The following is a 25,071-nucleotide window of genomic DNA, read 5'->3' on the forward strand; positions in this document are numbered from 1 at the left end:
ATTCATTGACTGCTGTGCAGCCGGACTTTACGGTGGAACAGATATTTGGTCAACAATCTGGAGGTTGAGCGTGGGGGACGGCGACGGTGCCGACCGACTGCAGGCCCTGGGCATGCTCGCCTCCGCGCTCGCGGGCCGCGCCGTCGCGGTCGCCGGGCTGCCACCGGGCGAACCGGCATGGACCGACGGGCAGACGATTCACGTCGATGCCGCGGCGGCGCCGCGCGCGCAACTGAAAGCCGTAGCCGTGCAGGCGTCGATGATCGCCGCAGGCAGCCTGGAGCCAGATGTGGTGGGCGCGTTGGTTCGCCGCCGCAAGCTAGCCAGGCGTTACCTCTCGGTCGAAGGCCACCGCGCGCTGGTCGCCAATGCCCCTTTGCTACCAAGTGTTTTGGCGTCGCTGGGCGACCGCGAGATCGCGGGTCGCAGCGATTCGCCCAACGCGTCGCTCGACATTGCCGCCGCACGGGGGGCGCTGGACGACCCGGCGCCGGAGTTCGGCGTGATCCGCGCGGCAAAGGTGATGGCCGCGTGCGCCCGTTCGGTCAAACAAGACGAAGAGGCGAAGGCCGGCCATGTGCCGCGGCGCAATGGCGCAACGGAACTCGAGGAGCTCGACGACGGCGAGGTCGACGACTCCGACGATCCCGACCTGTTCACCAGCCCGGTTGGCGGGGGCGGATTCATCGGCAAGTGGTTGAAGAAGATGCTGTCGTCGGCGCGCAAGACCGGAAGTGGTGGGGGGCCGCCCGGTGCGGACAGCGCGACCCATCGCACCAACTCCGGCAAGCGCGGCGCATACGCCGTCACATCGCTGGCCTCGACCTCCGGCGGCGATGACGGGGACGCCGACCACGAGGGCCAAACCGCCGCGGACGGCGTGCGGTATCCCGAATGGGACGTCGCGCGCAAGAGCTACCGGCCGGCGTGGTGCACGGTGCGCGAGGTCGAGCCGCAGATCAAGGCGTCGGCAACCCAGGCCATCGACGACGCCATCGGCGTGCGGCGGCCGCTGTCGCGGCTCGGCATGGGCCTGCACCGTCGGCACCGGCAGTCGCAGGGCGACGACATCGACATCGACGCGGCCGTCGAGGCTCGGGTCGAGGTGCGGGCCGGATCGGTGCCCGACGAGGCCGTGTACCTCGACAGCCTGCGGCGCCGTCGCGACCTGTCGGTGTTGCTGCTGCTCGATGTGTCTGGCTCGTCGGGCGAACCCGGAACGGTCGGGCGCACGGTGCACGAACAACAGCGGGCGGCGGTCGCCAACCTGACCGTGGCGCTGCACGATCTGGGTGACCGCGTCGCGCTGTACGCGTATTACTCGCAGGGCCGTCGCGCGGTGAGCATGGTTCCGGTGAAGCGGTTCGACGACCACCTGAACGCACAGGTGATCCGGCGGCTCAACAGCCTGGAACCGGGCGCGTATTCACGCCTGGGCGCGGCGATCCGGCACGGCTCGGCGACCCTGGAGGCGCGCGGCGGCACGTCACGGCGCCTGTTGGTGGTGCTCTCCGATGGACTGGCCTACGACCACGGGTACGAGCGGGCTTACGGTGCCGCCGACGCGCGCCGCGCGCTGACCGAGGCCCGCCGCCGGGGGACCGGCTGCGTGTGCCTGACGATCGGCGCGGGAACCGACGTGCCGTCGTTGCGCCGGGTGTTCGGCAGCACCGCGCACGCCACCATCGCGCACCCCGATCAGCTCGCCGGCGTGATCGGACCGCTGTTCCGATCCGCCCTGCGTTCGGCGGAGGTTCGTCGCAGGATATCGGTGATGCCAAGTCCCAGAACACAGTTGGCGCGCGAGAACGTCAACACCGCCCGTCAGGGCACTTGAAAACAAACATCTGTTCCGGTTAGGCTCCAATCGCCGGAAGTAGCAGAAGGGAAGCTATGGCCAACGAGTCCGGGCTTGCATACTTCAACGGCGGTCCGTCCGAAGCGGACGGGAAGGAAGAAGTGCGGCCCTACTACCAAGCGGTCGGCGGCGAAGAGGCCGTTTTCAAGGCGGCCTACCGTCAGGGCCTCGCGCTGGTCCTGAAGGGTCCGACCGGGTGCGGAAAGACCCGATTCGTCGAGGCGATGGCCCACGACCTGGGGCGGCCGCTGATCACCGTGGCCTGCCATGACGACCTCACCACGGCGGACCTGGTCGGCCGCTACCTGCTGCGCGGCGACGAGACGGTGTGGGTGGACGGACCGCTGACCCATGCGGTGCGCGAAGGCGCGATCTGCTACCTCGACGAGGTGGTGGAAGCCCGGCAGGACACCACGGTGGTCTTGCATCCGCTCGCCGACTATCGGCGGCAGCTGCCCATCGAGCGACTTGGCGTCACGCTCGACGCGGCGCCCGGATTCGGCCTGGTGGTGTCCTACAACCCGGGCTATCAGAGCGTGCTGAAGGATCTGAAGGATTCGACACGGCAGCGGATGGTGGCCATCGAATTCGATTTCCCCACAGCCGATATCGAAGAGAGCATCGTCGCGCACGAGGCGGGCGTCGACGCGAGCACCGCGGCCGAGCTGGTCCGGTTCGGTCAGGCCATCCGCCGACTGGAAACGGGCGGGCTGCGCGAGGTGGCGTCGACGCGGGTGCTGATCGCCGCGGGCAGGCTGGTCGCCGAGGGCCTGAGCATGCAGGAGGCGGCCCGGGCCGCCATCGCGGGCCCGCTGACCGACGACGTCGCGGTGGGCAAGGCGCTGGGCGAAATGATCCAGATTTACCTCAATCCGGACGGGTCCGGCGGGCCCGATGATTGACGCTGCATACCGCCCCCGCTAGGGTCTGAACAAATATTAGGTTTTTTCGGATCGGCGCGCGCAATTCAGTCACCTGGGAGGTCGGATGTCCTACGAGAGCAGCGCAGAGCCGATCAAGGTCGGCTACCTGATGGACTTCAAGCTTCCACCGGGTTTCCCCGAAGACCTGTTCGCCTCGTTCACCCAGACGTTCGACCTCATCTTCGAAGAGGCCGTCGCCCAGGGCCTGATGGATCGTCCCGTGCAGATGATCTATCGCGAGGTGGAGGGCCTGCCCAAGGGTTCGGTCAAGGCGGTGATCGATGCGTATGGCGAACTGGTCGACGAGGGCTGCCTGGTGGTCTTCGGCCCGAACATCACCGATAACTGCGTGCCGTTGCGAGAAGCGATCGAGGAACGGTTCAAGGTACCCGCGATCAGCGTGACCGGCACCGACGACTGGCTGGGCGAGTGGACATTCTCCTTCCCCCAGGGATCGATGACCGATGAACCGATTTTCCTGGTCGACCTCATCGCCAAACGCGGGCTCACCGAAATCGGTGTCCTGGTCGAGCAGAGCCTCATCGGGGAGAGCTACCTGAAGAACCTGCGAAGTGCCTGCCGGCGCAAGGGCATTCGGATCGTCGCGGAAGTCGCCATCGCGCAGACGGCCCAGGACATCAACGCCGCGGTGCAGACGCTGCATGAGGCAAAGGCCGAGGCGATCGTGCACCTGGGCTTCGGTTTCGGAATCGTCTTCATCAACCCGGCGCTGGAGTCCCTCGGCTGGGACCCGCCCCGCTTCACCACGACGGCGTGGCAGAACGCCTGGGTCAACCCGATCATGTGGAACGCGTTCATGGGCTGGACCGGTGTCGACCAGTACGACGAGGCGAACCGGATCGGCCAGGAGTTCCTCGACAGCTACGCGAAGAAGTACAACGGCAGTCGCCCTGAGTTTTGCGTGACCGTGGTCAACCGCGACGTCGCCGCGACACTCGTGCGCGCGTTCACCGACGCGCATCCGTTGAGCCCCCGTGGCGTCAAAGAGGCGCTGGAGCGGGTCAAGATGATGCCCGCCGCGTCTGGCGCGCCCGGTACCCGCGTGTCGTTCGGCAAGTGGACGCGCCGGGCCTGGATGGGTGCCGGATACCTGGTGGCACGCACCCTCGACGCCGACGGCATCAACTCGCACTTAGTGGATCGCTTCGGAGAGGAAGACTGATGTCCACAGAACAAACCACACCGTCTGCCGAGCGGGAGGAACCGGCAGCCCCACAGCGAAAAGCCAAGCGCGGCTGGGGCGGTTGGATCGCCGGAGCGGCGCTGGCCGCCTTCGTGCTGTTCTTCATCGCGAATTGCCGTGTGGCCCTTGACCCACGCGTCGCCAACCCGAATGTGCAGGGCCGGCCGCGCCCGGTGAAGTTCACGTTCGGTCTGGACTACATCGGGTTCCTGGACTGGGCCACAGTCGGGGCGCTGATTTTGCTGTTGATCGTCTTCATCAGGGGCTGGCGCCGCAATCCCGGCAGCCCGGCGATGTTGATGTTCCTGTGCACCACGCTGATCGTGTGGCAGGACCCGATCATGAACTGGTCACCGTTCGCGGTCTACAACCCCGACCTCGTTCACTGGCCGGAGTCCTGGCCGCTGGTGTCGTTGTCGCCGACGGTCGAACCGTTCGTGGTCTTCGGTTACGTGATGTTCTACTTCGGTCCCTACTTCCCGGCGGTCTGGCTGCTGCGCAGACTGCAGGCAAAGTACGGGCCCACGAGCTATGTGTCGCGGCATCCCCTGGTCAGCCTGGGTCTGATCACGCTGGTGATCGGGTTCATTTTCGATGCCTTCCTGGAAAACATCCTCATCCACTGGGGCATGTACATCTACTCGCAGGTGATCCCGTGGGGATCGGTGTTCACCGGGACCACCTTCCAATTCCCGCTGATCTGGGAATCGTTCTCGGTGTGCTTCGTGATGGTCCCCGCGGCAATCCTCTGCTACCGGGACGACACCGGTAAGTCGGTGGCGGAAAAGCTTGCCGCGAAAACGAAGTTGCTCCCGTCGCGACCGGTGCTGGGCACCTTCCTGGTGATGTTCGTCATCATCAACGTGTCGTACTTCGCCTACGGCACCTGGTTCTGGGTCATCAAGGTCAGCCACGCCGCCACCTCGGTGGCCTGCCCGTGGCCGTATCCGGAAGCCAAAGTGTATGACCCGCAAGGGTATTACGAGAAGGCAGGCGCCCAGGGCCCCTACTCGGTCGGCATCTGGTCGACCTGGGCGAGCGGGGAGCCCAACGGGCGGCCCCACGTCATTCCCCCTCCGCCCGGTGAGGGCGCGTGTGCGACGGCGGGCCAGCATGGCTGAGCCGCGCACGGTCGTCATCACCGGCGCGTCGCGCGGACTGGGCTTCGCCTCGGCGGTGCGGATGTACCGGGAGGGGTGGCGCGTGGTCGCGGCCATGCGCACCCCCGACCAGGGAATGCCCCTGCTGCGCGCGGTTACCGGAGCAGCCCTCGACGACGAACGGCTGATCGGCGTCCAACTCGACCTGACCGACAGCGCGTCGATCGCCGCGGCGGCCAAGACAATCGAAGAAGCCGTGGGCGCACCGTACGCACTGGTGCACAACGCGGGTATCTCCGCCGCCGGAATGGTGGAGGAGACCGACATGGCGTTGTGGCAGCGCATGCTCGCCACCAGCGTCCTGGGCCCCGTCACGCTCACCCAGGCCCTGTTGCCGTCGATGCGCGCGGCGGGCCAGGGGCGAATCGTCCTGGTGTCCAGCGCGGCCGGGGTGCGGGGCCAGCCCGCCACCGCGCCGTACTCCGCGGCCAAGGGGGCGCTGGAGCGGTGGGGCGAATCGATGGCGTGCGAGATCGCGCCGTTCGGTCTCGGTGTCACCGTTCTGGTGGCCGGCACGTATGACACCGAGATCATCACCGACGCCGGCACCACCGATGACCGCAATTTCGGCGGCCCGTATGCCCGGCTGCACAACACCATGAACAGCCGCGGGCGTTTCGCGATGAAATTGGCGCGGCCGCCGGAGCGGTTCACCGACGGTCTGCTCAAGGCGATCGATGACCGGGGGGCATTCCGCCGTCGGGGAGTCGGTCCGGACGCCTCGATGCTGTTGGTGGCCAACAGGATCCTGCCGGCGTCGGGCATGCACCACCTGTCGCGGATCGTGCTGGGCATACCCCGGCAGGGGTCGATGCGCGATGGCGCGTGGCCGTTGACGACCAGTCAAAAGGCGATGGTCTTCGTCGCCCGTGTTCTTCCGCAGCCGGTACTGCAGCGCTTGGCCGCGGTAGCCGGGCGGTTCTCGTCGCAGAAAGATGCGGCACCGCAAGGGGATTAAAGGGGCAATCATGGAACAACTTTTCGACGATCTAGCGGATTTCGGCGCCTTCGACGACGCGATATCCGGTGACGTGCGTGACCCGTACACCGAATTGGCGCGGCTGCGCCATGAGGAACCGGTGCAGCGACTCGAGACGTCGGGCGCGCTTCCGCACGAGGAAGGGCTGCCGATGTTCATCGTGTATCGCCACGAGGACATCCAGCAGATGCTGCGCGACAACGAGACGTTTTCGTCGTCGGCCGTCATCGCCGCATTCGGGCCCGTGCTGGGTGAAGGCGTGATGCTCGGCATGGACGAGCCGATCCACGGCCGGCTGCGTTCATTGGTATCGAAGGCGTTCTCGCAGAAGTCACTGGCGCGCTGGCAGGACGAGTTGGTCGGTCGCGTGGCGAACAGTCTGATCGACAAGTTCGCGCCCAACGGCAAGGCCGATCTGGTCAAGGAATTCACCTTCGACTACCCGAGCCAGATCATCGCGGGGTTGCTGGGATTGCCGGAAAAGGATTACCCACAGTTCCAGCGCTGGTCGATCTCGCTGCTGAGCTGGCTGATGAACCCCGAACGCGGACTTGCGGCCTCGGCCGCCCTGTGCGACTACTTCGCGCCGATACTCGAGGCCCGCCGGGCCGACCCGAAGGACGACCTGATCAGCGCCCTCGGTGCGGCCGAGATCGACGGGGAGAAGCTCGCGGACGAGGAGATCTTCTCGTTCCTTCGGTTGCTGCTGCCTGCGGGCGTCGAGACGACTTACCGGTCGCTGGGCAGCCTGCTCCTGGCGCTGTTGTCGGATCCGGCGCAGCTGGATGCCATCCGCGCGGATCGATCGTTGCTGCCCCAGGCGATCGAGGAGGGCGTGCGCTGGGAATCACCGCTGTTGACCATCACCCGGGTGGCGACCCGCGACACCGAACTCGGAGGCGTGGCGATCCCGGCCGGGGCGACGGTGATGCCGATGCTCGGATCGGCCAACCGGCAGGAGGACCGCTACCCCGATCCGAACACGTTCGACATCCATCGAGAGGCCCGGGCGCACCTGGGCTGGGGGCACGGCGTGCACGTCTGCCTCGGCATGCACCTGGCGCGCCTCGAGATGCGCACGGCCATCAATCTGCTGCTCGACCGGCTGCCGAACCTTCGGCTGGACCCGGAGGGGGACGACCCCCACATCCGCGGTCAGGTCTTCCGGTCGCCGACGTCGGTCCCGGTGCTATTCGACCCCCAATAACCAGCCCGGTAGCGCGTGCAGCTTGCCAATCGGCTAGTTTCCGGTAAGGCTCTCCGTAGCCCCTCAACGACCCAGAAGAGAGTGACAGATATGACTGAGGCTGTAAAGGTCCGCTTCGAGCCGAAAATGATGATCGACGGCAAGCTCGTCGAGGGCCAGGCCGGCACGTTCACGAACATCAACCCGGCGACCGAGGAGTCCCTCGGCGAGGTTTCCGACGCCTCGAAGGAGGACATGCACCGGGCCATAGACGCCGCCCGGCGCGCCTTCGACGAGACCGACTGGTCGACCAACAAGGAGCTGCGCAAGCGCTGCCTGCTGCAGCTGCACGAGGCGATCGAATCCGAGATCGACGAGCTGCGCGAGGAGCTCATCCTCGAGGTCGGCTCGCCCCGGGCCATCACGTTCGGACCCCAGCTGGACGCCCCGCTCGAAGACGGGCTGAAGTACCCCGCACGCCTGATCGACGAGTACGCGTGGGAAACCGACCTGGGCGACAAGGTGATCAGCCTGACCGGCACGCTGACCACCCGCAAGGTCTGGCGGGAACCGGTGGGCGTGGTCGGTGCGATCGTGCCGTGGAACTTCCCGTTCGAGGTCACCCTCAACAAGCTCGGCCAGGCGCTGGGCACCGGCAACACCGTGGTGCTCAAGCCGGCGCCCAACACCCCGTTCAACGCGAACCGGCTCGGCCGCCTGATCGCCGAGAAGACCGACATCCCCGCCGGCGTCGTCAACGTCGTCACCGCCTCGGACCACTTCGTGGGCGAGGAGCTCACGCTGTCGCCCAAGGTGGACCTGATCTCGTTCACCGGCTCGACGGTGGTCGGCAAGCGGATCATGGAGAAGGGCGCCGCGACCATGAAGCGGCTGTTCCTCGAACTCGGCGGCAAGTCGGCCACCATCGTGCTGGAGGACGCCGACTTCGGGACGGCGTGCATGGTCGGCATCGCGCCGTGCATGCACGCCGGTCAGGGCTGCGCCAACCCGACCCGGCTGCTGCTGCCGCGGTCCCGCTATGACGAGGGCGTCGAGATCCTCAAGAACATCTACGAGAACGTCACGTGCGGCGACCCGCAGGACCCCGGAACGCTGTGTGGGCCGGTGATCTCGCAACGACAGTTCGACCGCGTGACGGACTACATCAAGAAGGGCGTCGAAGAGGGCGCCACGGCGCTGGTAGGCGGGCCCGGTGCCGAAACCGGTTTCGACAAGGGATATTTCATCCGGCCAACGCTTTTCACGAACGTCGACAACAAGATGACCATCGCGCAGGAGGAGATCTTCGGCCCGGTGCTGTCGGTCATCCCGTTCGACGACGAGGAGGACGCGATCCGGATCGCCAACGACAGCGTGTATGGGTTGGCCGGCAACGTGTTTGCGGGTTCGCTCGAGCGTGCGCTGTCGGTGACCCGCCGGATCAAGGCCGGCTTCATGGGCGTCAACGGCGGCGCCCCGTACGGCGCCGACACACCGTTCGGCGGCTACAAGGAAAGCGGCGTGGGACGCCAGAACGGTATCGCTGGGTTCGACCAGTACACCGAGATCAAGTCGGTCGCCTACCCCGCGGGCTAGGAATCACCCTTCGACGAGATTGCCGTCGGGGTCGCGGTTTTCGGGTTTGATCGCGACCTTGGCGGCAATCTCGACGCGCTAACCGGGTGGCAGTGATGCATGATGTGGACCGCGAGTTTGTCTTCGCCGCCGTCGCCGACGAGCGGCATCGAATCGCGGGCCTGCTTGACGGGTTGGACACCGCGCAGTTGGCGACACCGAGCGTGTGCGCGGCATGGGATGTGAAGACAGTCGCGGCTCATGCGATCAGTACCGCTACCGACGGCACCCTCACATTCCTGTGGCTCGCCCTGCGCCGTGGGAGCATGGCTCGCGCGATCGACGAATTGGCCCGCCGTCGTGCCCAATTGCCGGCCGCCGAGATCGTAGCCGGTTTGCGTCAATGTGCGGATCGCCGGATTGATCCGCCGCTATTTGGTCCGCTGGACCCGCTCGCGGATATTTTGGTGCACAGCGGCGACATCAGGATCCCACTCGGGCTGCCCTTCCAACCCGACCCAAAGCGAACGGCGTTGGCCATGGACTTCCTCACCGGCTGGTGGCCGTTCGGGTTTGTACCACTTGGCCTGCTGCGAGGGATTAGCTTGCACGCCAATGATATTGGTAGCCAATGGGGCAACGGCGCAGAAATTCGAGGGCCGGTGGCTGCCCTGATGATGACCGTCGCCGGCCGCACCGCACTCGCGCACACGCTCGACGGGCCGGGCCTGCCACGACTTATTCAGCGACTATCCGGATAAGCGGGCGTTGAGGTCGCGCTGCTGCTAACCCGGCGGCAGCGGCCGTTTGAGTGTGCAGACGATGCTCCACTCGAAATATCACCGCCCCTGTCGTATTCCTTGAATCGGTGGGCGACTTGGGTGCGTTGCACCGAGGACCCCACGATTTCCCAGCCCCGCTCGCCGTAGGTCGCCGTCAGGCGGTTCGCCTCGTCCAAGACCGTCTCCAACGAGTCTTGGGTATGCGAGATGAAGGTGCTCTCCCATCGCCCGGGGTACCACTTGCCGTCTGACGCCGGCCACCAACCGGGCCCGGGTGCGGGAGTGCTCACGTCCGGGGACCATATGCGCCGTCGGCCCAACAGAAATGAACCGCAGGTGACCGTCGCTGTACACAACGCCGAATAACTGGCGTCAACGGCGCTGACGGTGCGATGGACCCCGGCCGCACCGGGCGATCGCGCGGCCGCATCCGGGGCAGGCGGCTTGACCTAATATTTGTTCAGCTCTAGATTGGCAAGAGAGGTTACGTCGCCCGGGCTGACGTTGGTGGGGGCGGTTACGTAGATGCCTAGGAGTCCTGTTGAGCGAATTCGAATCGGTAGATTTCTTCACTGACGTGTCCCTGATTCCGGACCCGTACCCCTACTTCGATCATCTGCGGGCGCGCTGCCCGGTGCTGCCGCGACCCAACCAGGGCGTCACGGCGGTAACGGGACACTCCGAGGCGCTCGCCGTCTACAAAGATCCGGCGTTCTCGTCGTGTGTCTCGGTCGCCGGGCCGTTTTCGGGGTTGCCGTTCGAGCCTGAGGGCGACGACATCGGCAGCCTGATCGAACAACATCGCTCGCAGATCCCGATGAGCGAACACATCGTGACTCAAGACCCACCGGAGCACGCCCGGACGCGAGGTCTGCTCAGCCGCCTGCTGACGCCCAAGCGGCTCAAGGAAAATGAAGACTTCATGTGGCGGCTCGCCGATCAACAGCTCGACGAGTTCTTGTCACGCGGGAGTTGTGAATTCCTCGATGACTATGCGCGGCCGTTCTCCGGGTTGGTGATCGCCGACCTCCTGGGGGTTCCCGTCGAGGACCACGAAGAGTTTCGGGATGTGTTCTCGGGCAAGTTCTCCGGTGGGGTCGAGGACGACTCGATGACGCGCGCGCACAATCCGCTGGAATACCTCGACGACAAGTTCACCACCCACATCACCGAACGCCGCCGGCAGCCACGCGAAGATGTGTTGACCGAGCTGGCCCAGGCGAAGTATCCCGACGGCTCGACTCCCGAAGTCATCGACGTGGTCCGGCTGGCGACATTCCTGTTCGCGGCCGGCCAGGAAACCACGACCAAGCTGCTCAGCTTCGGGGTCCGCACGCTTGCCGAGAACCCGGAGTTGCAGAAGCTGCTCCGCGAAGACCGCAGCCTGATACCGAATTTCGTCGAAGAGACGCTCCGCATGGAGAGCCCGGTCAAGTGCCATTTCCGGATGGCCCGCACGACGACCTCGATCGGCGACACCGACATCCCGGCGGGCAGCACGGTGATGCTGCTGCCCGGCGCGAGCAACCGAGATGCACGAAAGTTCGAGCAGCCCGATGAGTTCCGCATCGACCGGCCGAACGTGCGTGAGCATGTGGCCTTCGGCCGCGGCAATCACTCCTGCCCTGGCGCACCGTTGGCCCGCGCGGAGGGGCGAATCTCGCTGAACCGCATACTCGACCGGATGGCGGACATCGCCATCACGGAGGCCGAGCACGGGCCGCCGGATGCCCGCAGCTACACCTACGACCCGACGTGGCAGATGCGGGGTCTGTCCGAGTTGCACCTCGAATTCACCCCGATTTCGTGAGTGACCGCGAAATCGGCGAGTGGGACCCCGGCTTCACCGAGCGCTTGGGCGGTGCGGCAGAACCGTTGGCGCGGGCCTGGTTTCGCTTCGAGGTGCGTGGGCTGGAATCGTTGCCGCCCGACGGCGGTGCCCTGATCGTCGGCAACCACTCCGGCGGCATGCTCACGCCGGACGTGCTGATCTTCGCCGCGGCCTTCTACCGCAGGTTCGGCTACGAGCGTCCGCTATACACGCTCGGGCACGACGGGATGTTCGTCGGGCCGATGTCGGGATGGCTGGGCCGCCTCGGGGTCATTCGCGCCACCTCGAAGAACACCGCGCGGGCGCTGCGGTCCGGCGGTGTGGTGCTGGTGTTTCCTGGCGGGATTTACGACGCCTATCGACCGACGCTGGCGGAGAACGTGATCGACTTCAACGGCCGAACCGGATACGTCAGGTCGGCGATCGACGCGCGCGTGCCGATCGTGCCGATGGTCTCCATCGGCGGCCAGGAAAGCCAGTTGTTTCTCACGCGCGGCACGTTTCTCGCGAAGCGGTTGGGGCTGTCGCGCTGGCGGTCCGACATTCTGCCCATCACCTGGGGTCTTCCCTTCGGGCTCAGCATGATCCTGCCGCCCAACCTGCCGTTGCCCACCAAGATCGTCAGCGAAGTACTGGAGCCGATCGACATCGCCGCGCAATTCGGCGACACACCAGAGGCCACGGACGTCGACGCACACGTCCGTTCGACCATGCAGGACGCCCTGGACGGGCTGGCTCGCGAGCGACGATTTCCCGTTCTCGGATAACGCGTTGGCGCTCAGGGTTGGAGCGTGACCGGGGGCATCGCGCTGTCGACCACCGCCGGCTCGCCGGAAAGACCTGCGGCGGTGCTGATCTCGGAAAAAGCATGGACCATGGCGGCGGTGACCTCATGCGGATCCTTGACGGTGCGGTCATCGGCAATGACCGAGATGTTGAGTTGGTCGACGTAGCTCCACACCGTGATGTTGATGCCGCACGCGGCGATCAACGGGCCGGCCGAGTAGATCTCGCTGACCGGTGCGCCCGCCAGATGACCGGGCCGGCGCGGCCCCGCCACGTTGGAAACCGGTATGTTGAACAACCTGTTGTTCGCGTCGCGCCGGGCCAGCCACTTGAACGCGGCGGGAGCGACTGTCGATGGTAGGTAGCTGATCAGCTTGCCGTACAGCTCGGGACCGAACAGCTCGTTGTTTTCCTTGGCGATGGTGGTGGCCACCGACGTCAGTCTCACCCGCTCCAGCGGATCGCCGACATGGGTGGGCAGTGACACCGCCATCCCGCCGAGTTCGTTGCCGCTGATCCGATTCGGCGAGCGGTCCGTGGTCGCGGGAACGGAAGCAACGATGGGGCGGTCCGCGCCACCGTCGTAGCGCAGCAACAACTCTCGCAATGCGCCGGCCGTCATCGCCATCACCACGTCGTTGATAGTGATCTGCAAGGCCTTGCTGACCTGTTTCACCTGCGGCAGCCAGAGCGTCGCGGTCGCAAATGTTCTGCCCGGCGACACGACGTGGTTCATGAACGTCGCCGGCGCGCGCAGCAGCCGGGCGAGATCTGGATGCTTGCCCCGCTCGCGGGCGCGGCGCCGCAGCCGTCGCGCGCCGGACAGCGCTTCGGCGATCACCCCGGGCAGCGCGACGGCCTGCTGGATGTGGTCGCGGCCCGCGGCCCGCAGCAACACCGCCGTCGACGGCGGTACGCAGCCGATGTCATTGTCGCGTTCGTCCTGCACCGCGCCGTCGGCATCCATGAGGCGCGTCAGCAGGTTCGCCGACGCGACACCGTCGGCCAGCGCGTGGTGGATCTTGCCGATGATGGCGAGCCGGTGATCGGCCATCCCCTCGGCGATGTGGAACTCCCACAGTGGGCGGCTGCGATCCAGCGGCGTGCTGGCGATGTTCCCGATCACCAGATCGACCTCGCGGCGGCCGCCGGGGGAGGGCACCCGCACCCGGCGCAGATGGTAGTCGAGGTCGACGTCGCAGTTCTGCAACCACATCGGATGGTGCAGTCGCCCTGGAATGTCAACGAGCTTGTAGCGCAACGGGTCCAGCAGATGAAGCCGGCGCAGCAGGGTGCGGCGAAAGACTTCGAAGGTGAAATCGGGATCGTCGACGATCGCGATCTTCAGGGTGTGGGTGTGCAGGTTCGGCGTCTCGCTGTACAGCAGCATCGCGTCCATGCCGTTGAGCCGCTTCATCGTCTGCCTCATCTGTCCGAGGACCCGCGACGCTCCCGACGCTGCCGACTGAGGTGACGTATGGATGACGCGGTCTCCGACACCATTATGGTGACATCCCCGCGAGATGGGCGAACAAACTTCTGGTTCGGCTTGGGCCCGCTCGGCGTCCGTCGACGGGCTGCGAACGCCCCACGGCACCCCGGGCTTCGCCCGCCCAACCCCTTGGTTGACAATCAACGCAAGACTCCACTCTTTTCGAAGCCCACGTGTCAAAGGAGACAAGACCATGGCTGAAGCCGTCATCGTCGAGGCAGTGCGTTCACCGATCGGCAAGCGCAACGGCGGATTGTCCGGGGTGCACCCGGCGGATCTGTCCGCGCAGGTGCTCAACGGCCTGGTCGACAAGGCCGGCGTCGACCCGGGCCTGGTCGACGACGTCATCTGGGGCTGCGTCATGCAGGCCGGGGAGCAGGCCCTCGACATCGGCCGCACCGCGCTGCTGACCGCCGGCTGGCCCGAGACCGTCCCGGGCGTGACCGTGGACCGCCAGTGCGGCTCCAGCCAGCAGTCCATCCACTTCGCCGCCGCCGGAGTCATCGCCGGGCACTACGACGTCGTCGTCGCCGGTGGTGTCGAGTCGATGTCGCGGACCCCGATGGGCGCGTCGCTGGCCAACGGCGGCCGCCCGTACCCGCAGGCCTTCCTGGACCGCTACGAGGGCCAGATCCCCAACCAGGGCATCGGCGCGGAGATGATCGCCGAGCAGTGGGGGTTCGACCGCACCGCGCTCGACCAGTTCTCCCTCGACTCGCACGAAAAGGCCGCTGCCGCACAGGATGCCGGCGCCTTCGATGATCAGATCGTGGGCATCAAGGACCAGGACGGCAACGTTGTTCTCAAGGACGAAGGCATCCGCCGCGGCACGCCGATGGAGAAGATGGCCTCGCTGAAGCCGGCGTTCAAGGAAGACGGCGTGATTCACGCCGGCAACTCGTCGCAGATCTCCGACGGCTCGGCGGCGATCCTGTTCATGTCCGCCGAGAAGGCCAAGGAACTCGGGCTCAAGCCGATCGCCAAGGTGCACACCGCGGCCCTGGCCGGCGCGGACCCGGTGATCATGCTGACCGCGCCCATCCCGGCGACCCAGAAGGTGCTGAAGCGCTCCGGGCTGTCCATCGGCGACATCGGCGCCTACGAGGTCAACGAGGCGTTCGCGCCGGTTCCGCTGGCCTGGCTCAAGGACATCGGCGCCGACGAGAAGAAGCTCAACCCCAACGGCGGCGCCATCGCGCTGGGCCACCCGCTCGGCGGATCCGGTGCCCGGATCATGACCACCCTGCTGTATCACATGCGGGACAAGGGAATTCAGTACGGCCTGCAGACCATGTGCGAGGGCGGCGGTCAGGCCAACGCCACCATCGTGGAACTGTTGTGACCCAGGAGCCGGGAGCCCTGGCCGAACGCCGGGGCAACGTGATGGTGATAACCATCAACCGGCCGGAAGCCCGCAACGCGGTGAACGCCGCCGTCAGCATCGGCCTCGGGGATGCGCTCGAGGAGGCGCAGCGCGACCCTGAGGTGCGGGCTGTGGTGGTCACCGGCGCGGGGGACAAGTCGTTCTGCGCCGGGGCCGACCTCAAGGCGATCGCCCGGCGGGAGAACCTCTATCACCCCGACCACCCCGAGTGGGGCTTCGCCGGATACGTCCACCACTTCATCGACAAGCCCACGATCGCGGCGGTGAACGGGACCGCCCTTGGCGGTGGCACCGAGCTGGCGCTGGCCAGCGACCTGGTGGTGGCCGACGAACGGGCGCAGTTCGGCCTGCCCGAGGTCAAGCGCGGGCTGATCGCCGCCGCCGGTGGCGTGTTCCGCATCGCCGAGCAGCTACCCCGCAAGGTGGGTATGCAGCTGCTGCTGACCGGCGAGCCGCTCACCGCGGCCGCCGCCTGCGAGTGGGGCCTGATCAACGAGGTCGTCCCCCAGGGCTCGGTGCTGGACGCCGCGCTGGCGCTGGCCGCGCGGATCACCGTGAACGCGCCGCTGTCGGTGCAGGCCAGCAAGCGGATCGCCTACGGCGTCGACGACGGCGTCGTCGTCGGTGACGAACCGGGCTGGGAGCGCACCATGCGCGAGATGAAGGCCCTGCTCCGATCCGAGGACGCCAAGGAAGGACCGCTGGCGTTCGCCGAGAAGCGGGAGCCGGTCTGGAAGGCGCGCTAACCGGCCAGGATGTTGACGCCGCGGGCGAACACCGGGGGTAGCAGCGCGCACGTCGGGACGACGGCGCGCCGCACCGCCCGCGGCGTGCTGGCCAGCACCAGCGCGCGGGTGAGCAGCCGGTAATCGCGGGTGATCCGATGCCACGCCTGCTCGTATGACGCCGGCGTCTCGTTGACGATGGCGTCGACGGCCGCGGCGGACTGTTTGAGCGCCAGGCTGATGCCCTCGCCGGTGAGCGCGTCCTCGTAGCCGGCCGCGTCGCCGACCAGCAGCACGCGCCCCGCGACCCGGCGCGAGACCACCTGCCGCAGCGGGCCGCAGCCGCGGTGCTGCCCCGGGCTGACGCCGTGCAGCCGGCGGGCCAGCCGCGGGAACCAGGCCAGGTCGGGCCGGCCGCGCGACAGGATCGCCACACCGACCAGATCCGGCTCGACCGGAGTCACGTACGCCTCGCCCCAGCGCGACCAATACACCTCGACGAATTCCGACCACGTCGGCACGCGGTAGTGCCACCGCACGCCGTAGCGCCGCGGGGTCCCCGCAGTCGCCGTAATTCCGACGGCGCGCCGGACCTGGGAATGCAGTCCGTCCGCCGCCACCAACCACCTCGCGCGCACCCCGGCGGCCGAGACGCCGTGGGCGTCTTGCGCGACGCTGGTCACCCGCGTGCGGATCCAGTCGGTGTCTTGCTCTTTGGCCCGCGCGGCCAGGGCCGCGTGCAACGTGGTGCGACGCACGCCGCGCCCCGGCCCGCTGCGAAAGCGCGCCTGGGCCTGCCGTCGTTCGCTCACGTAGGCGATCCCGTGGAACGGCATGCCGAGGGGATCCACGCCCAGCGACGTTAGTTCGGCCAGCCCGCCGGGCATCAACCCCTCGCCGCAGGCCTTGTCGATAGGACCGTCGCGCGGCTCGGCCACGATCGCCGAAAGTCCAAGGCGCCGAGCATGTAACGCCGTGGCCAGGCCGCCCGGCCCGCCACCGACGATCAACAGGTCCGCGTCGTAATCGCTCATGTGTAACCCAACGCGGAGTTCTCCACCCGCAGGCGCACCCAGAGCAGCGCGGCGTTGGCCAGCGTGAACACAGCGGCGGTCAGCCACGCCGTATGCACCAGCGGCAGCGCCACCCCCTCGGCCACCACTGCAACATAGTTCGGATGGTGCAGCCAGCGGTAGGGACCCTGACGCACCAACGGTTCCTGCGGCAGGACGATCACCCGGGTGTTCCATCGCCGCCCCAGCGTCGTGATGCACCACCACCGCAATGCCTGGCTGGCCACCACCACCCCCAGCATCGGCCAGCCCAGCCAGGCGATGAACGGCCGGTGCAACGCCCACGGTTCGATGAGGCAGCCGACGAGTAGCCCGGTGTGGATGATCACCATCACCGGATAGTGCGATCGGCCGAACTCCTTGGCGCCCTTGGTAAACGACCAACGTGCGTTGCGGGTGGACACCACCAGCTCCGCGACGCGCTCGAGTCCGACCGCCAGCACCAGCAGGTAATACATGGCTACAGTCTTTACCAGCTCTACCAGGCCAGCAGCACCAGCTCGGAACAGAACGCCGGGCCCATCGCGATCATCAGGCCGATCGACCCCGTCGGCGGCGGATCGGCCATGTTGGCCGCGAGCACGTCGAGCACCGAGACCGACGACAGATTGCCGTTCTCTCGCAACGAGTTTCGTGTGTGGTCGAGAGCGTCCTCGGGGAGGTCCAGGACGCTCTCGACGGTCTCGATCACCCGCGGTCCGCCCGGATGGCAGATCCAGGTCGCCACGTCGCGCGGGGTCAGCCCATGGTTGGCGAGAAAATCGCGTACGTCATCGCCCAGGTATTTGTCGGCGATGGTGGCGACGTCGGCGGACAGCACGATCCGAAAGCCGTTACCGCCGATCTTCCAGCCCATGACCTCTTCGGTGTCGGGGTAGATGCGGCTGCGCGTCGCCAGCACCCGGGGGCCGGTGTGTTCCCGGCCCGCCCGCTCGGCGCCCTCGGTGACCACCGCGGCCGCGCCGTCGCCGAAAAGGCTGGTGGCGACGAGATTGGCGACCGACTTGTCTTGGCGCTGAACCGTCAGCGAACACAGTTCCACCGCGAGCAGCGCGGCCGTCTGGTTGGGGAAGGCGCGCAGGTAGTCGTGCATGCGTGCCACGCCGGCCGCGCCGGCCACACAGCCCAGCCCGAACAGCGGCACGCGTTTGACGTCCGGCCGCAGCCCGACCCGCGTCGCGAGCCGCGCCTCCAGCGTCGGCACGGCCAGCCCCGTGACCGTCGTCGAAAACACGATGTCGAGCTCCGACGGCTTGACGTTGGCTTCGTCCAGGGCGGCCAGCAGCGCCTGCTCGCCCAGCTCCACCGCGACCTCGAGGTAGGCGTCGTTGGCCTCGGTGAAACCGCTCAGCTCGCGGTATCGCGGCAGCCGCAACGCGGTGTTGCGGAACTCGACCCCGCTGCTGCGCGCAAAACGCTGAAAGTCCGGACCGGCAATGTCGGTCAGCGCGCGGATGGCTTCACTTTGGGTATAGCGATTAGGTGGAAACTTCACCGCGACGCCGGCGATGGTCGGATCTTTCAGCGCAATGCCCGTCGAGCCGGCGAAATCACGGCTTCCCCCATAGTCCATGTATGGGTGACGGTGCCGCCGCGCCGACGGTTCAAACGCCCACCGCACGGCCGGGCCGCTAGGGTCGGGGTATGCGGGCTCTCGTCACCGGTGCCACCGGTTATGTGGGATCACGCCTGGTCACCAAGCTGCTGGCCGATCGGCACCAGGTGGCGGCGGCGACTCGAAACCCGGCGCGCCTCAAGCGTTTCGGCTGGTTCGACGACATCACGCCGGTGAAACTGGATGCCGCCGACCCGGCGTCGCTCGCCTCCGCCTTCGCCAGTTGCGGGCCCGTTGACGTGGCGTATTACCTGGTGCACGCGATCGGTCAGCCCGGTTTTCGCGACGCCGACAAGACCGCGGCGGCAAACTTCGCGGCGGCGGCCCGCGACGCCGGGGTGCAACGCATCGTCTACCTGGGCGGGTTCGTGCCCGCCGACGAAGACCTATCCGAGCACTTGACCAGCCGGGCCGAGGTCGCCGAGGCGCTGACCGTCCCGGACGGTCCCGAACTGGTGTGGCTGGGCGCGGCGATCATCATCGGCGCGGGCTCGACGTCGTTCGAGATGATGCGCTACGTCGGTGACCGCTTCCCGCTGATCCCGATCCCGTGCTGGATGGACAACGCGATCGACCCGATCTCCATCCGCGATGTCCTGCACTATCTCGTCGCCGCGGCCGACCGCGACCTGGTGCCCGCCGGGGCGTACGACATCGCCGGCCCGGAAACCACGACCTACCGGGAGCTGCTCAAGACGTATGCGCGCGTCTCCGGCCGCTGGCACACCGGCCTTCCGGTCGGCAGGGTCGACACCTCGCTGGCCTCGCTGATCACCGGCGTCGCGCTGCCGGTGCCACCGGGGCTGGCGGGCGATCTGGTCGAATCGCTGGACCACCCGATGGTGGCATCGGCCAGCGGCCTGCGCGATCGGGTTCCCGACCCGCCCGGCGGCCTCCTCGGCATCGACGAGTCCATGGCCCTGGCCTTGGCCGGTCGGTCCACGCACCGGCCGCGTCCCGTCAACGCCCTGGCCGATCCGCACCACCTCGCCAACACCGATCCCGCCTGGGCCGGCGGCGATGCGCTGCGCATCCGCCGACTCGCCCGGCGGGTCACCCCACCCATCGTGCGGCCGACCCTGGGGCTGGTGAACAGGGTCCCCGGACCGGTGGCCGGAGCCGTACGCACCGGCCTCGACATCCTGATCGCCCTGACCCCGAAGGTGCGTCCAGCATGACCCAGTCGACGAGTAGCCCCTACCGCACCGGCGTCTTCAACGAATTGCGCCGCGCGGTAACCAATGTTGCTGTGCCCCATAACGAATCGCCGGGCATCGTGCGGCGCCGACGCATCGTCGTCGCGATCACGCTGGTGGTCGGCGCCGCTGTGCTGGGGTATTCGCTGCGGCGCCACCCGGGCGAGTCCAGCTTCTACTGGCTGACCCTGGTGCTGGCGGGGGTGTGGACCGCCGGGGCGCTGATCTCCGGTCCGCTGCACCTGGGCGGCATCTGTTGGCGGGGCCGCAACCAGCGGCCGGTCATCACCGGCACCGGCGTCGGCCTGCTGGTGGGCGGCGCGTTCGTGGTGGGCGGCCTGATCGCCCGGCAGATCACGCCGGTGGCGGAGTTGATAACCCGCGTGCTGCTCTACGCCCACCACGGGTGGTATCCGGTGATCGTGGCGATCACGCTGATCAATGCCTTCGCTGAAGAAGTCTTCTTTCGCGGAGCGCTTTACACCGCACTGGGCCGCTATCACCCGCTCGTGATTTCGACGGTCCTCTACACGTGCGCGACGCTGGCCAGTGGCAACCCGATGCTCGGCTTCGCCGCGATCATCCTGGGGACGGTGTGCGCGCTCGAGCGCCGGGCCACCGGCGGTGTCCTGGCGCCGGTGCTCACCCACTTGGTGTGGGGACTGATCATGGTCCTGGTGCTGCCCCCGATGTTCGGGGTTTGACGACGGCTACCGCGCCGAACCGACGACCTCGCGGGCCAGCGCCCGCATCGCGGCGGTGCGCACCGGCCGAAGGAAGAACCAATACACGCGCCCAGGGATGCCCCTCGGCAGAAAGGTAGATCGCTGGGTATAGCGGGTGCCACGACCGTCCTGGCTGGCGACCGCGATCTCGAGCCACTCCCGTCCCGGCGCACGCTTGGTGGACCGCAGCCGCAACAGGGTTCCCGCCTCGCGCTCCTCGACCTTCCAGTCGGCCGCCCACGAGTTCACGACGTCCTCCGCCGCCTTCCAGACTTTCGCGGGTTCGGCGCCGGTCGCGGCGGTGCGCACATCGGTGTAGACGATCTCGCCGGCCCAGTCCGGGTCGCTGGGCAGTGGCTCGGCCGGCTCGGACCGCAGCGAGGACCAGGAGGCATCGGGGAAGCCGCGGGTGGCCCGGTGCAGCGCCAACTCGACGGCGCGACGGTAGTCGGTCAGCCCGCCCGGTGGTGGTTCGATGACGCCGTCGATGTCCGAATTACGCATCACCGCATCGCATTCCAGCGATTCGACGAGTGGCCGCGCCAGGCCAGACGGGATCGGGGTCACCGTCCCCACCCAGAGGCTGGCGATGGCCGGGGTCAGAAACGGCAGCACGAACAGGTAGCGATTGCCCAGTCCCGCGACCTCGGCGTAGACCCGCATCATGTCGCCGTATTCCAGCACGTCGGGCCCGCCGATATCCCAGGTGCGCGACGTCGGGACCGAGGCCGTCGCCGCCGCGGCCAGGTAGTAGAGCACGTCGCGCACCGCGATCGGCTGGATCTTGTTGTGCACCCATTTCGGCGTGGTCATGACCGGCAACCGGTCGGTGAGGTGCCGGATCATTTCGAACGACGCCGAGCCCGAGCCGATGACCACCCCGGCCTGCAACACCACCGTCTCGATGCCGGAGTCGATCAGCGCGTCCCCGACTGCCTTGCGCGACGCGAGATGCGGTGAGAGATCGCGGTTTTCGGGATGCAGCCCACTGAGATACACGATGCGCCGCACCCCGGCGCGCCGGGCTGCCGCCACGACGTTGCGGGCGGCGCGGGTTTCCTCGGCGACGAAGTCCTCCGAGGTGCCCATCGAGTGGACGAGGTAGTACACCACGTCGATGCCGTCGAACGCGGCGGTCAGTGAATCGACGTCACCGAGGTCACCGCGCGCCACGTCGGCCTGGTTCCGCCACGGCACCTGCGCGAGCTTGTCGGGGTTGCGCGCCAACGCCCGAACGCGATGGCCCTCGTCCAGCAGCCGGGGCACCAGGCGCCCGCCGATGTAGCCGGTCGCGCCGGTTACCAGGCACCGCACCTGTTCGGGCATCGATCCTCCGTCGTTCGTCAGTGGGTCTGACGAGGAGGATTACCGCATCGCGGCGGGATTAAGCGTTGCGGCCGATCACCGCAACAACTTTCAGCGGTCGGTGAAGTTGGCGGCGCGCCGTTGCTGGAAGGCCGTTGCGCCCTCGACGAAGTCGGGCGATTTCAGCAGCACCGACTGACCGTCGAACTCACGCTGCAGGGCCGGGTCCAACTCGGTCAGGGTGGCCGCGTTGATCGCCAGCTTGGTCTTGGCGAAGGCCACCGCCGGGCCGCCCAGCAACCGGGCGATCACCTTGTCCACCTCGGCGTCGAAATCGCCGGCCGGATAGACCGCGGTGACCAGGCCCCACGACAACGCCTCGGCGGCCGTGAGCCGTTCTGGAAGCAGCGCCATCTGCATGGCCCGGATCCGGCCGACCGCGGCCGCCACCAACGCCGATGCGCCGCCGTCGGGCATCAACCCGATCTTGGTGAAGGCGAGCATGAAAAATGCGCTCTCCGAAGCCAATACGACGTCGCAGGCCAGGGCGATGGAGACGCCGACACCGGCCGCGGGGCCCTGAACGACGGCGACCACCGGGTGCGGCAGCGCGGCGATCGCGCGCACCAGCCGGTTGATCTCGAGGATGATCTCGTCGGGCGGGACGCCGCCGCCGTCGGAGACGTCGTCGGCGCTGATGCCCGCACCGGAGCTGAAGCCGCGTCCGGCGCCGCCGAGCCGCACCACCCTGACCTCGGGGTCGCTCGCCGCGTACTCCATCGCGTCCGCGATGCCGGTGATCACCGGAATGGTCAGCGAATTCAGGCTGTCGGGCCGGTTGATGGTCACCGACAACACGCCATCGGACAGCGTGACGTCCAGGCCTGCGACTGGGGTGAGGGTGGCGAGCGCGGATGAAGGCATGGGCTCACCATAAGTGACCGGGGTGCGCGGCCTTCCGGCACGGCTGCGAAGATGTCGAACGACCGGTTGTTTGGTTGCGAACGGTCAACGGCGTCAGAGCAGACGAAAGGTCGGTGGATCGTGGCTGGACCGTTGAAGGGACTGCGTGTAGTCGAGCTGGCCGGCATCGGCCCCGGCCCGCACGCGGCGATGATCCTGGGGGATTTGGGAGCCGACGTGGTGCGCATCGATCGTCCGTCGTCGGGTCCGGGGGGTGTCGCGAAGGACGCCATGATGCGCAACCGGCGGGTGGTGACCGCCGATCTGAAGTCCGACGAAGGCCGCGGCCTCGTCCTCAAGCTGATCGCGAAGGCCGACGTGCTGATCGAGGGCTACCGTCCCGGCGTCACCGAGCGGCTCGGACTGGGCCCCGAGGACTGCGCCAAGGTCAACGACCGGCTGGTCTACGCCCGGATGACCGGCTGGGGCCAGACCGGCCCGCGCAGCCAGCAGGCGGGTCACGACATCAACTACATCTCGCTGAACGGCATCCTGCACTCCATCGGCCGGGCGAACGAGCGGCCGGTCCCGCCGCTGAACCTGGTCGGTGACTTCGGGGGCGGCTCGATGTTCCTGTTGCTCGGCATCCTGTCCGCGCTGTGGGAGCGGCAGACCTCCGGCAAGGGGCAGGTCGTCGACGCCGCGATGGTGGACGGCTCCAGCGTGCTGATCCAGATGATGTGGCAGATGCGTTCGTCGGGCATGTGGACAGACGCCCGCGGCACCAACCTGCTCGACGGCGGCGCCCCGTACTACGACACCTACGAATGCGCCGACGGGCGCTATGTCGCGGTCGGCGCCATCGAACCGCAGTTCTACGCGGCCATGCTGGCCGGGCTCGGCCTGGACGGCGCCGACCTGCCCGGCCAGAACGACGTCAGCCGCTGGCCCGAACTGCGGGCGGTGCTGACGGAGAAGTTCGGCAGCCAGGACCGCGACCACTGGGCCAAGGTGTTCGCCGACTCCGACGCGTGCGTGACGCCGATCCTGGCGTTCGGCGAGGTGCAGACCGAGCCGCACATCACCGAGCGGAACACCTTCTACGAGGTCGATGGCGGTCTGCAGCCCCTGCCGGCGCCGCGGTTCTCCCGCACCGCGCCGGAGACACCGCGTCCCGCGGCGCCGGTGGCCGACGCCGAAGCGGCACTGAGGGACTGGGTATAGTCCCAACCAACCAGTTGGCTGGACTCGAGCGAATCAGGAAGGACTCGGATGGAGATCAAAGACGCCGTCGCCGTCGTCACCGGGGGAGCGTCAGGCCTGGGCCTGGCCACCACCAAGCGACTGCTGGACCGCGGTGCCCAGGTGGTGGTCATCGACCTGCGCGGCGAAGAAGCGGTCCGCGAACTGGGCGATCGCGCCCGCTTCGTTGAGGCCGACGTCACCGATGAGGCCGCCGTCGGCAAGGCGCTGGACGCCGCGGAGTCGATGGGCACGCTGCGCATCAACGTCAACTGCGCCGGCATCGGCAACGCCATCAAGACGCTGTCCAAGGACGGCCCCTTCCCGCTGGACGGCTTCAAGAAGGTGATCGGGGTCAACCTGATCGGCACGTTCAACGTGCTGCGGCTGGCCGCCGAGCGCATCGCCAAGACGGAGCCCGTCGGCGAGGAGCGTGGCGTCATCATCAACACGGCCTCGGTCGCGGCGTTCGAGGGTCAGATCGGCCAAGCCGCCTACTCGGCGTCCAAAGGCGGCGTCGTCGGCATGACCCTGCCGATCGCGCGCGACCTGTCGCGCGAGCTCATCCGCGTGGTGACCATCGCGCCGGGCCTCTTCAAGACGCCGCTGCTGGGTTCGCTGCCCGAGGAGGCGCAGGCCTCGCTGGGCAAGCAGGTGCCGCACCCGGCCCGGCTGGGTGACCCCGACGAGTACGGCGCCCTGGCCGTCCACATCGTCGAGAACCCGATGCTCAACGGCGAGGTCATCCGCCTGGATGGCGCCATCCGCATGGCGCCGCGCTGAGCCGGACCACCTTCGGACAAAAAACGAAAGCCCCCCGCATGCGCGGGGGGCTTTCGTGAAGAACCAGGACCAATGGTTACTTGCGGAACCACCGGCTGACGTTGGGTTCGGCCATTAACAGCCGTGCGAGCATGCTCATGGTCTGCCTCAGCTCGCCGCTTGCAGTTCGTCGAACTGCTCGGAGGTCTCGCCTTCCACCAGCACGTCGCCGTGGTAGAGGGCTTCGAAGTCAACCTTGATGACGTCGGCACTTGTGTCGTCGATCCACATGACACTGAGCGTATGGGCCACCATTAAGGAATCTTTGAGTCACGATTCGGAAAATCTTGGCAATTTACCGGCAA

23 protein-coding genes are annotated in these 25,071 nt (G+C 67.5%); 16 read left to right on the forward strand and 7 right to left on the reverse strand.

The genetic code is table 11. The features are described 5' to 3' along the window. Positions 1–112: 112 nt before the first annotated feature. The 10 genes from A5732_RS09935 (at position 113) to A5732_RS09980 (ending at position 12,265) form a co-directional block, all read left to right on the forward strand. Positions 113–1,837, forward strand: a complete 1,725-nt coding sequence (locus A5732_RS09935) for a nitric oxide reductase activation protein NorD (protein ID WP_436971817.1) — start codon at positions 113–115, stop codon at positions 1,835–1,837. A gap of 56 nt (positions 1,838–1,893) precedes the next feature. Further along, a complete protein-coding gene (locus A5732_RS09940; protein ID WP_076102097.1) occupies positions 1,894–2,760 on the forward strand; it encodes a CbbQ/NirQ/NorQ/GpvN family protein in 867 nt (288 codons plus the stop codon). Positions 2,761–2,845: 85 nt separating this feature from the next. Continuing rightward, positions 2,846–3,964 (forward strand): ABC transporter substrate-binding protein, encoded by a 1,119-nt coding sequence (locus A5732_RS09945; protein ID WP_076102098.1) that lies wholly within the window; start codon positions 2,846–2,848, stop codon positions 3,962–3,964. Beyond that, complete coding sequence (locus A5732_RS09950) at positions 3,964–5,106, forward strand: spirocyclase AveC family protein (RefSeq protein ID WP_076102099.1); 1,143 nt, start codon at positions 3,964–3,966, stop codon at positions 5,104–5,106. The genes A5732_RS09945 and A5732_RS09950 overlap by 1 nt, the downstream gene beginning before the upstream one ends. Continuing rightward, entirely contained in the window at positions 5,099–6,103 is a 1,005-nt protein-coding gene (locus A5732_RS09955) for an SDR family oxidoreductase (protein ID WP_076102100.1), read from the forward strand. The genes A5732_RS09950 and A5732_RS09955 overlap by 8 nt, the downstream gene beginning before the upstream one ends. A 10-nt stretch (positions 6,104–6,113) precedes the next feature. Beyond that, positions 6,114–7,331 carry a cytochrome P450 gene (locus A5732_RS09960; RefSeq protein ID WP_064952469.1) on the forward strand — a complete coding sequence of 406 codons (1,218 nt, stop codon included), beginning with the start codon at positions 6,114–6,116 and terminating at the stop codon, positions 7,329–7,331. A gap of 90 nt (positions 7,332–7,421) precedes the next feature. Continuing rightward, the gene (locus tag A5732_RS09965) at positions 7,422–8,906 is read left to right on the forward strand and encodes an aldehyde dehydrogenase family protein (RefSeq protein ID WP_065127456.1); all 1,485 of its coding nucleotides are present in this window, start codon (positions 7,422–7,424) and stop codon (positions 8,904–8,906) included. Positions 8,907–9,010: 104 nt separating this feature from the next. Beyond that, a complete protein-coding gene (locus A5732_RS09970; RefSeq protein WP_076102111.1) occupies positions 9,011–9,646 on the forward strand; it encodes a maleylpyruvate isomerase family mycothiol-dependent enzyme in 636 nt (211 codons plus the stop codon). A 562-nt stretch (positions 9,647–10,208) separates the two neighbouring features. After that, a complete protein-coding gene (locus tag A5732_RS09975; protein ID WP_076102101.1) occupies positions 10,209–11,477 on the forward strand; it encodes a cytochrome P450 in 1,269 nt (422 codons plus the stop codon). Then, entirely contained in the window at positions 11,459–12,265 is an 807-nt protein-coding gene (locus A5732_RS09980; protein WP_076102112.1) for a lysophospholipid acyltransferase family protein, read from the forward strand. Before A5732_RS09975 ends, A5732_RS09980 begins: the two co-directional genes overlap by 19 nt. A gap of 11 nt (positions 12,266–12,276) precedes the next feature. Here the strand turns inward: A5732_RS09980 and A5732_RS09985 are convergent, their stop codons facing one another. Next, positions 12,277–13,701: a WS/DGAT/MGAT family O-acyltransferase gene (locus A5732_RS09985; protein WP_076102113.1), complete on the reverse strand. Its 1,425-nt coding sequence runs from the start codon at positions 13,699–13,701 to the stop codon at positions 12,277–12,279. A 268-nt stretch (positions 13,702–13,969) separates the two neighbouring features. Between A5732_RS09985 and A5732_RS09990 the strand changes: the two genes are divergently transcribed. Together A5732_RS09990 and A5732_RS09995 are read left to right on the forward strand one after the other, a co-directional pair. Then, positions 13,970–15,118: a thiolase family protein gene (locus A5732_RS09990; protein ID WP_076053468.1), complete on the forward strand. Its 1,149-nt coding sequence runs from the start codon at positions 13,970–13,972 to the stop codon at positions 15,116–15,118. Further along, complete coding sequence (locus A5732_RS09995) at positions 15,115–15,906, forward strand: crotonase/enoyl-CoA hydratase family protein (RefSeq protein WP_076102102.1); 792 nt, start codon at positions 15,115–15,117, stop codon at positions 15,904–15,906. Before A5732_RS09990 ends, A5732_RS09995 begins: the two co-directional genes overlap by 4 nt. On the opposite strand, the gene A5732_RS10000 is transcribed toward A5732_RS09995, so the two are convergent. Genes A5732_RS10000 through A5732_RS10010 form a run of 3 tightly spaced genes read right to left on the reverse strand, consistent with a single transcriptional unit; the run spans position 15,903 to position 18,531 of the window. Beyond that, a complete protein-coding gene (locus A5732_RS10000) occupies positions 15,903–16,919 on the reverse strand; it encodes an NAD(P)/FAD-dependent oxidoreductase (RefSeq protein WP_076102103.1) in 1,017 nt (338 codons plus the stop codon). The two genes, A5732_RS09995 and A5732_RS10000, sit on opposite strands and share 4 nt — an antisense overlap. Then, entirely contained in the window at positions 16,916–17,416 is a 501-nt protein-coding gene (locus tag A5732_RS10005) for an isoprenylcysteine carboxyl methyltransferase family protein (RefSeq protein WP_076102104.1), read from the reverse strand. Before A5732_RS10005 ends, A5732_RS10000 begins: the two co-directional genes overlap by 4 nt. Positions 17,417–17,436: 20 nt before the next feature. Continuing rightward, a complete protein-coding gene (locus A5732_RS10010) occupies positions 17,437–18,531 on the reverse strand; it encodes a type III polyketide synthase (protein ID WP_076102105.1) in 1,095 nt (364 codons plus the stop codon). A 71-nt stretch (positions 18,532–18,602) separates the two neighbouring features. Between A5732_RS10010 and A5732_RS10015 the strand changes: the two genes are divergently transcribed. Both A5732_RS10015 and A5732_RS10020 read left to right on the forward strand, forming a co-directional pair. Further along, a complete protein-coding gene (locus A5732_RS10015; protein WP_076053458.1) occupies positions 18,603–19,751 on the forward strand; it encodes an NAD(P)H-binding protein in 1,149 nt (382 codons plus the stop codon). After that, positions 19,748–20,473, forward strand: coding sequence for a CPBP family intramembrane glutamic endopeptidase (locus tag A5732_RS10020; protein WP_076053456.1), 726 nt, complete (start codon positions 19,748–19,750; stop codon positions 20,471–20,473). Before A5732_RS10015 ends, A5732_RS10020 begins: the two co-directional genes overlap by 4 nt. A 6-nt stretch (positions 20,474–20,479) precedes the next feature. Here the strand turns inward: A5732_RS10020 and A5732_RS10025 are convergent, their stop codons facing one another. Together A5732_RS10025 and A5732_RS10030 are read right to left on the reverse strand one after the other, a co-directional pair. Then, positions 20,480–21,820 (reverse strand): DUF2867 domain-containing protein, encoded by a 1,341-nt coding sequence (locus A5732_RS10025; protein ID WP_076102106.1) that lies wholly within the window; start codon positions 21,818–21,820, stop codon positions 20,480–20,482. A 90-nt stretch (positions 21,821–21,910) separates the two neighbouring features. Next, positions 21,911–22,723, reverse strand: a complete 813-nt coding sequence (locus tag A5732_RS10030; RefSeq protein WP_076053452.1) for an enoyl-CoA hydratase — start codon at positions 22,721–22,723, stop codon at positions 21,911–21,913. A 120-nt stretch (positions 22,724–22,843) separates the two neighbouring features. Here A5732_RS10030 and A5732_RS10035 point away from each other — a divergent pair, with 120 nt between their 5' ends. Both A5732_RS10035 and A5732_RS10040 read left to right on the forward strand, forming a co-directional pair. Then, positions 22,844–23,926 (forward strand): CaiB/BaiF CoA transferase family protein, encoded by a 1,083-nt coding sequence (locus A5732_RS10035; RefSeq protein WP_076102114.1) that lies wholly within the window; start codon positions 22,844–22,846, stop codon positions 23,924–23,926. A 48-nt stretch (positions 23,927–23,974) separates the two neighbouring features. Beyond that, on the forward strand, positions 23,975–24,727 hold the full coding sequence (locus A5732_RS10040) for a 3-hydroxyacyl-CoA dehydrogenase (RefSeq protein ID WP_065056030.1): 753 nt from the start codon (positions 23,975–23,977) through the stop codon (positions 24,725–24,727). Positions 24,728–24,874: 147 nt separating this feature from the next. On the opposite strand, the gene A5732_RS27740 is transcribed toward A5732_RS10040, so the two are convergent. Continuing rightward, entirely contained in the window at positions 24,875–24,997 is a 123-nt protein-coding gene (locus tag A5732_RS27740; RefSeq protein ID WP_003878506.1) for a hypothetical protein, read from the reverse strand. Between the last annotated feature and the right edge of the window lie 74 nt (positions 24,998–25,071).

The organism is Mycobacterium colombiense (assembly GCF_001953985.1).
GTDB classification, from domain to species: domain Bacteria; phylum Actinomycetota; class Actinomycetes; order Mycobacteriales; family Mycobacteriaceae; genus Mycobacterium; species Mycobacterium colombiense_B.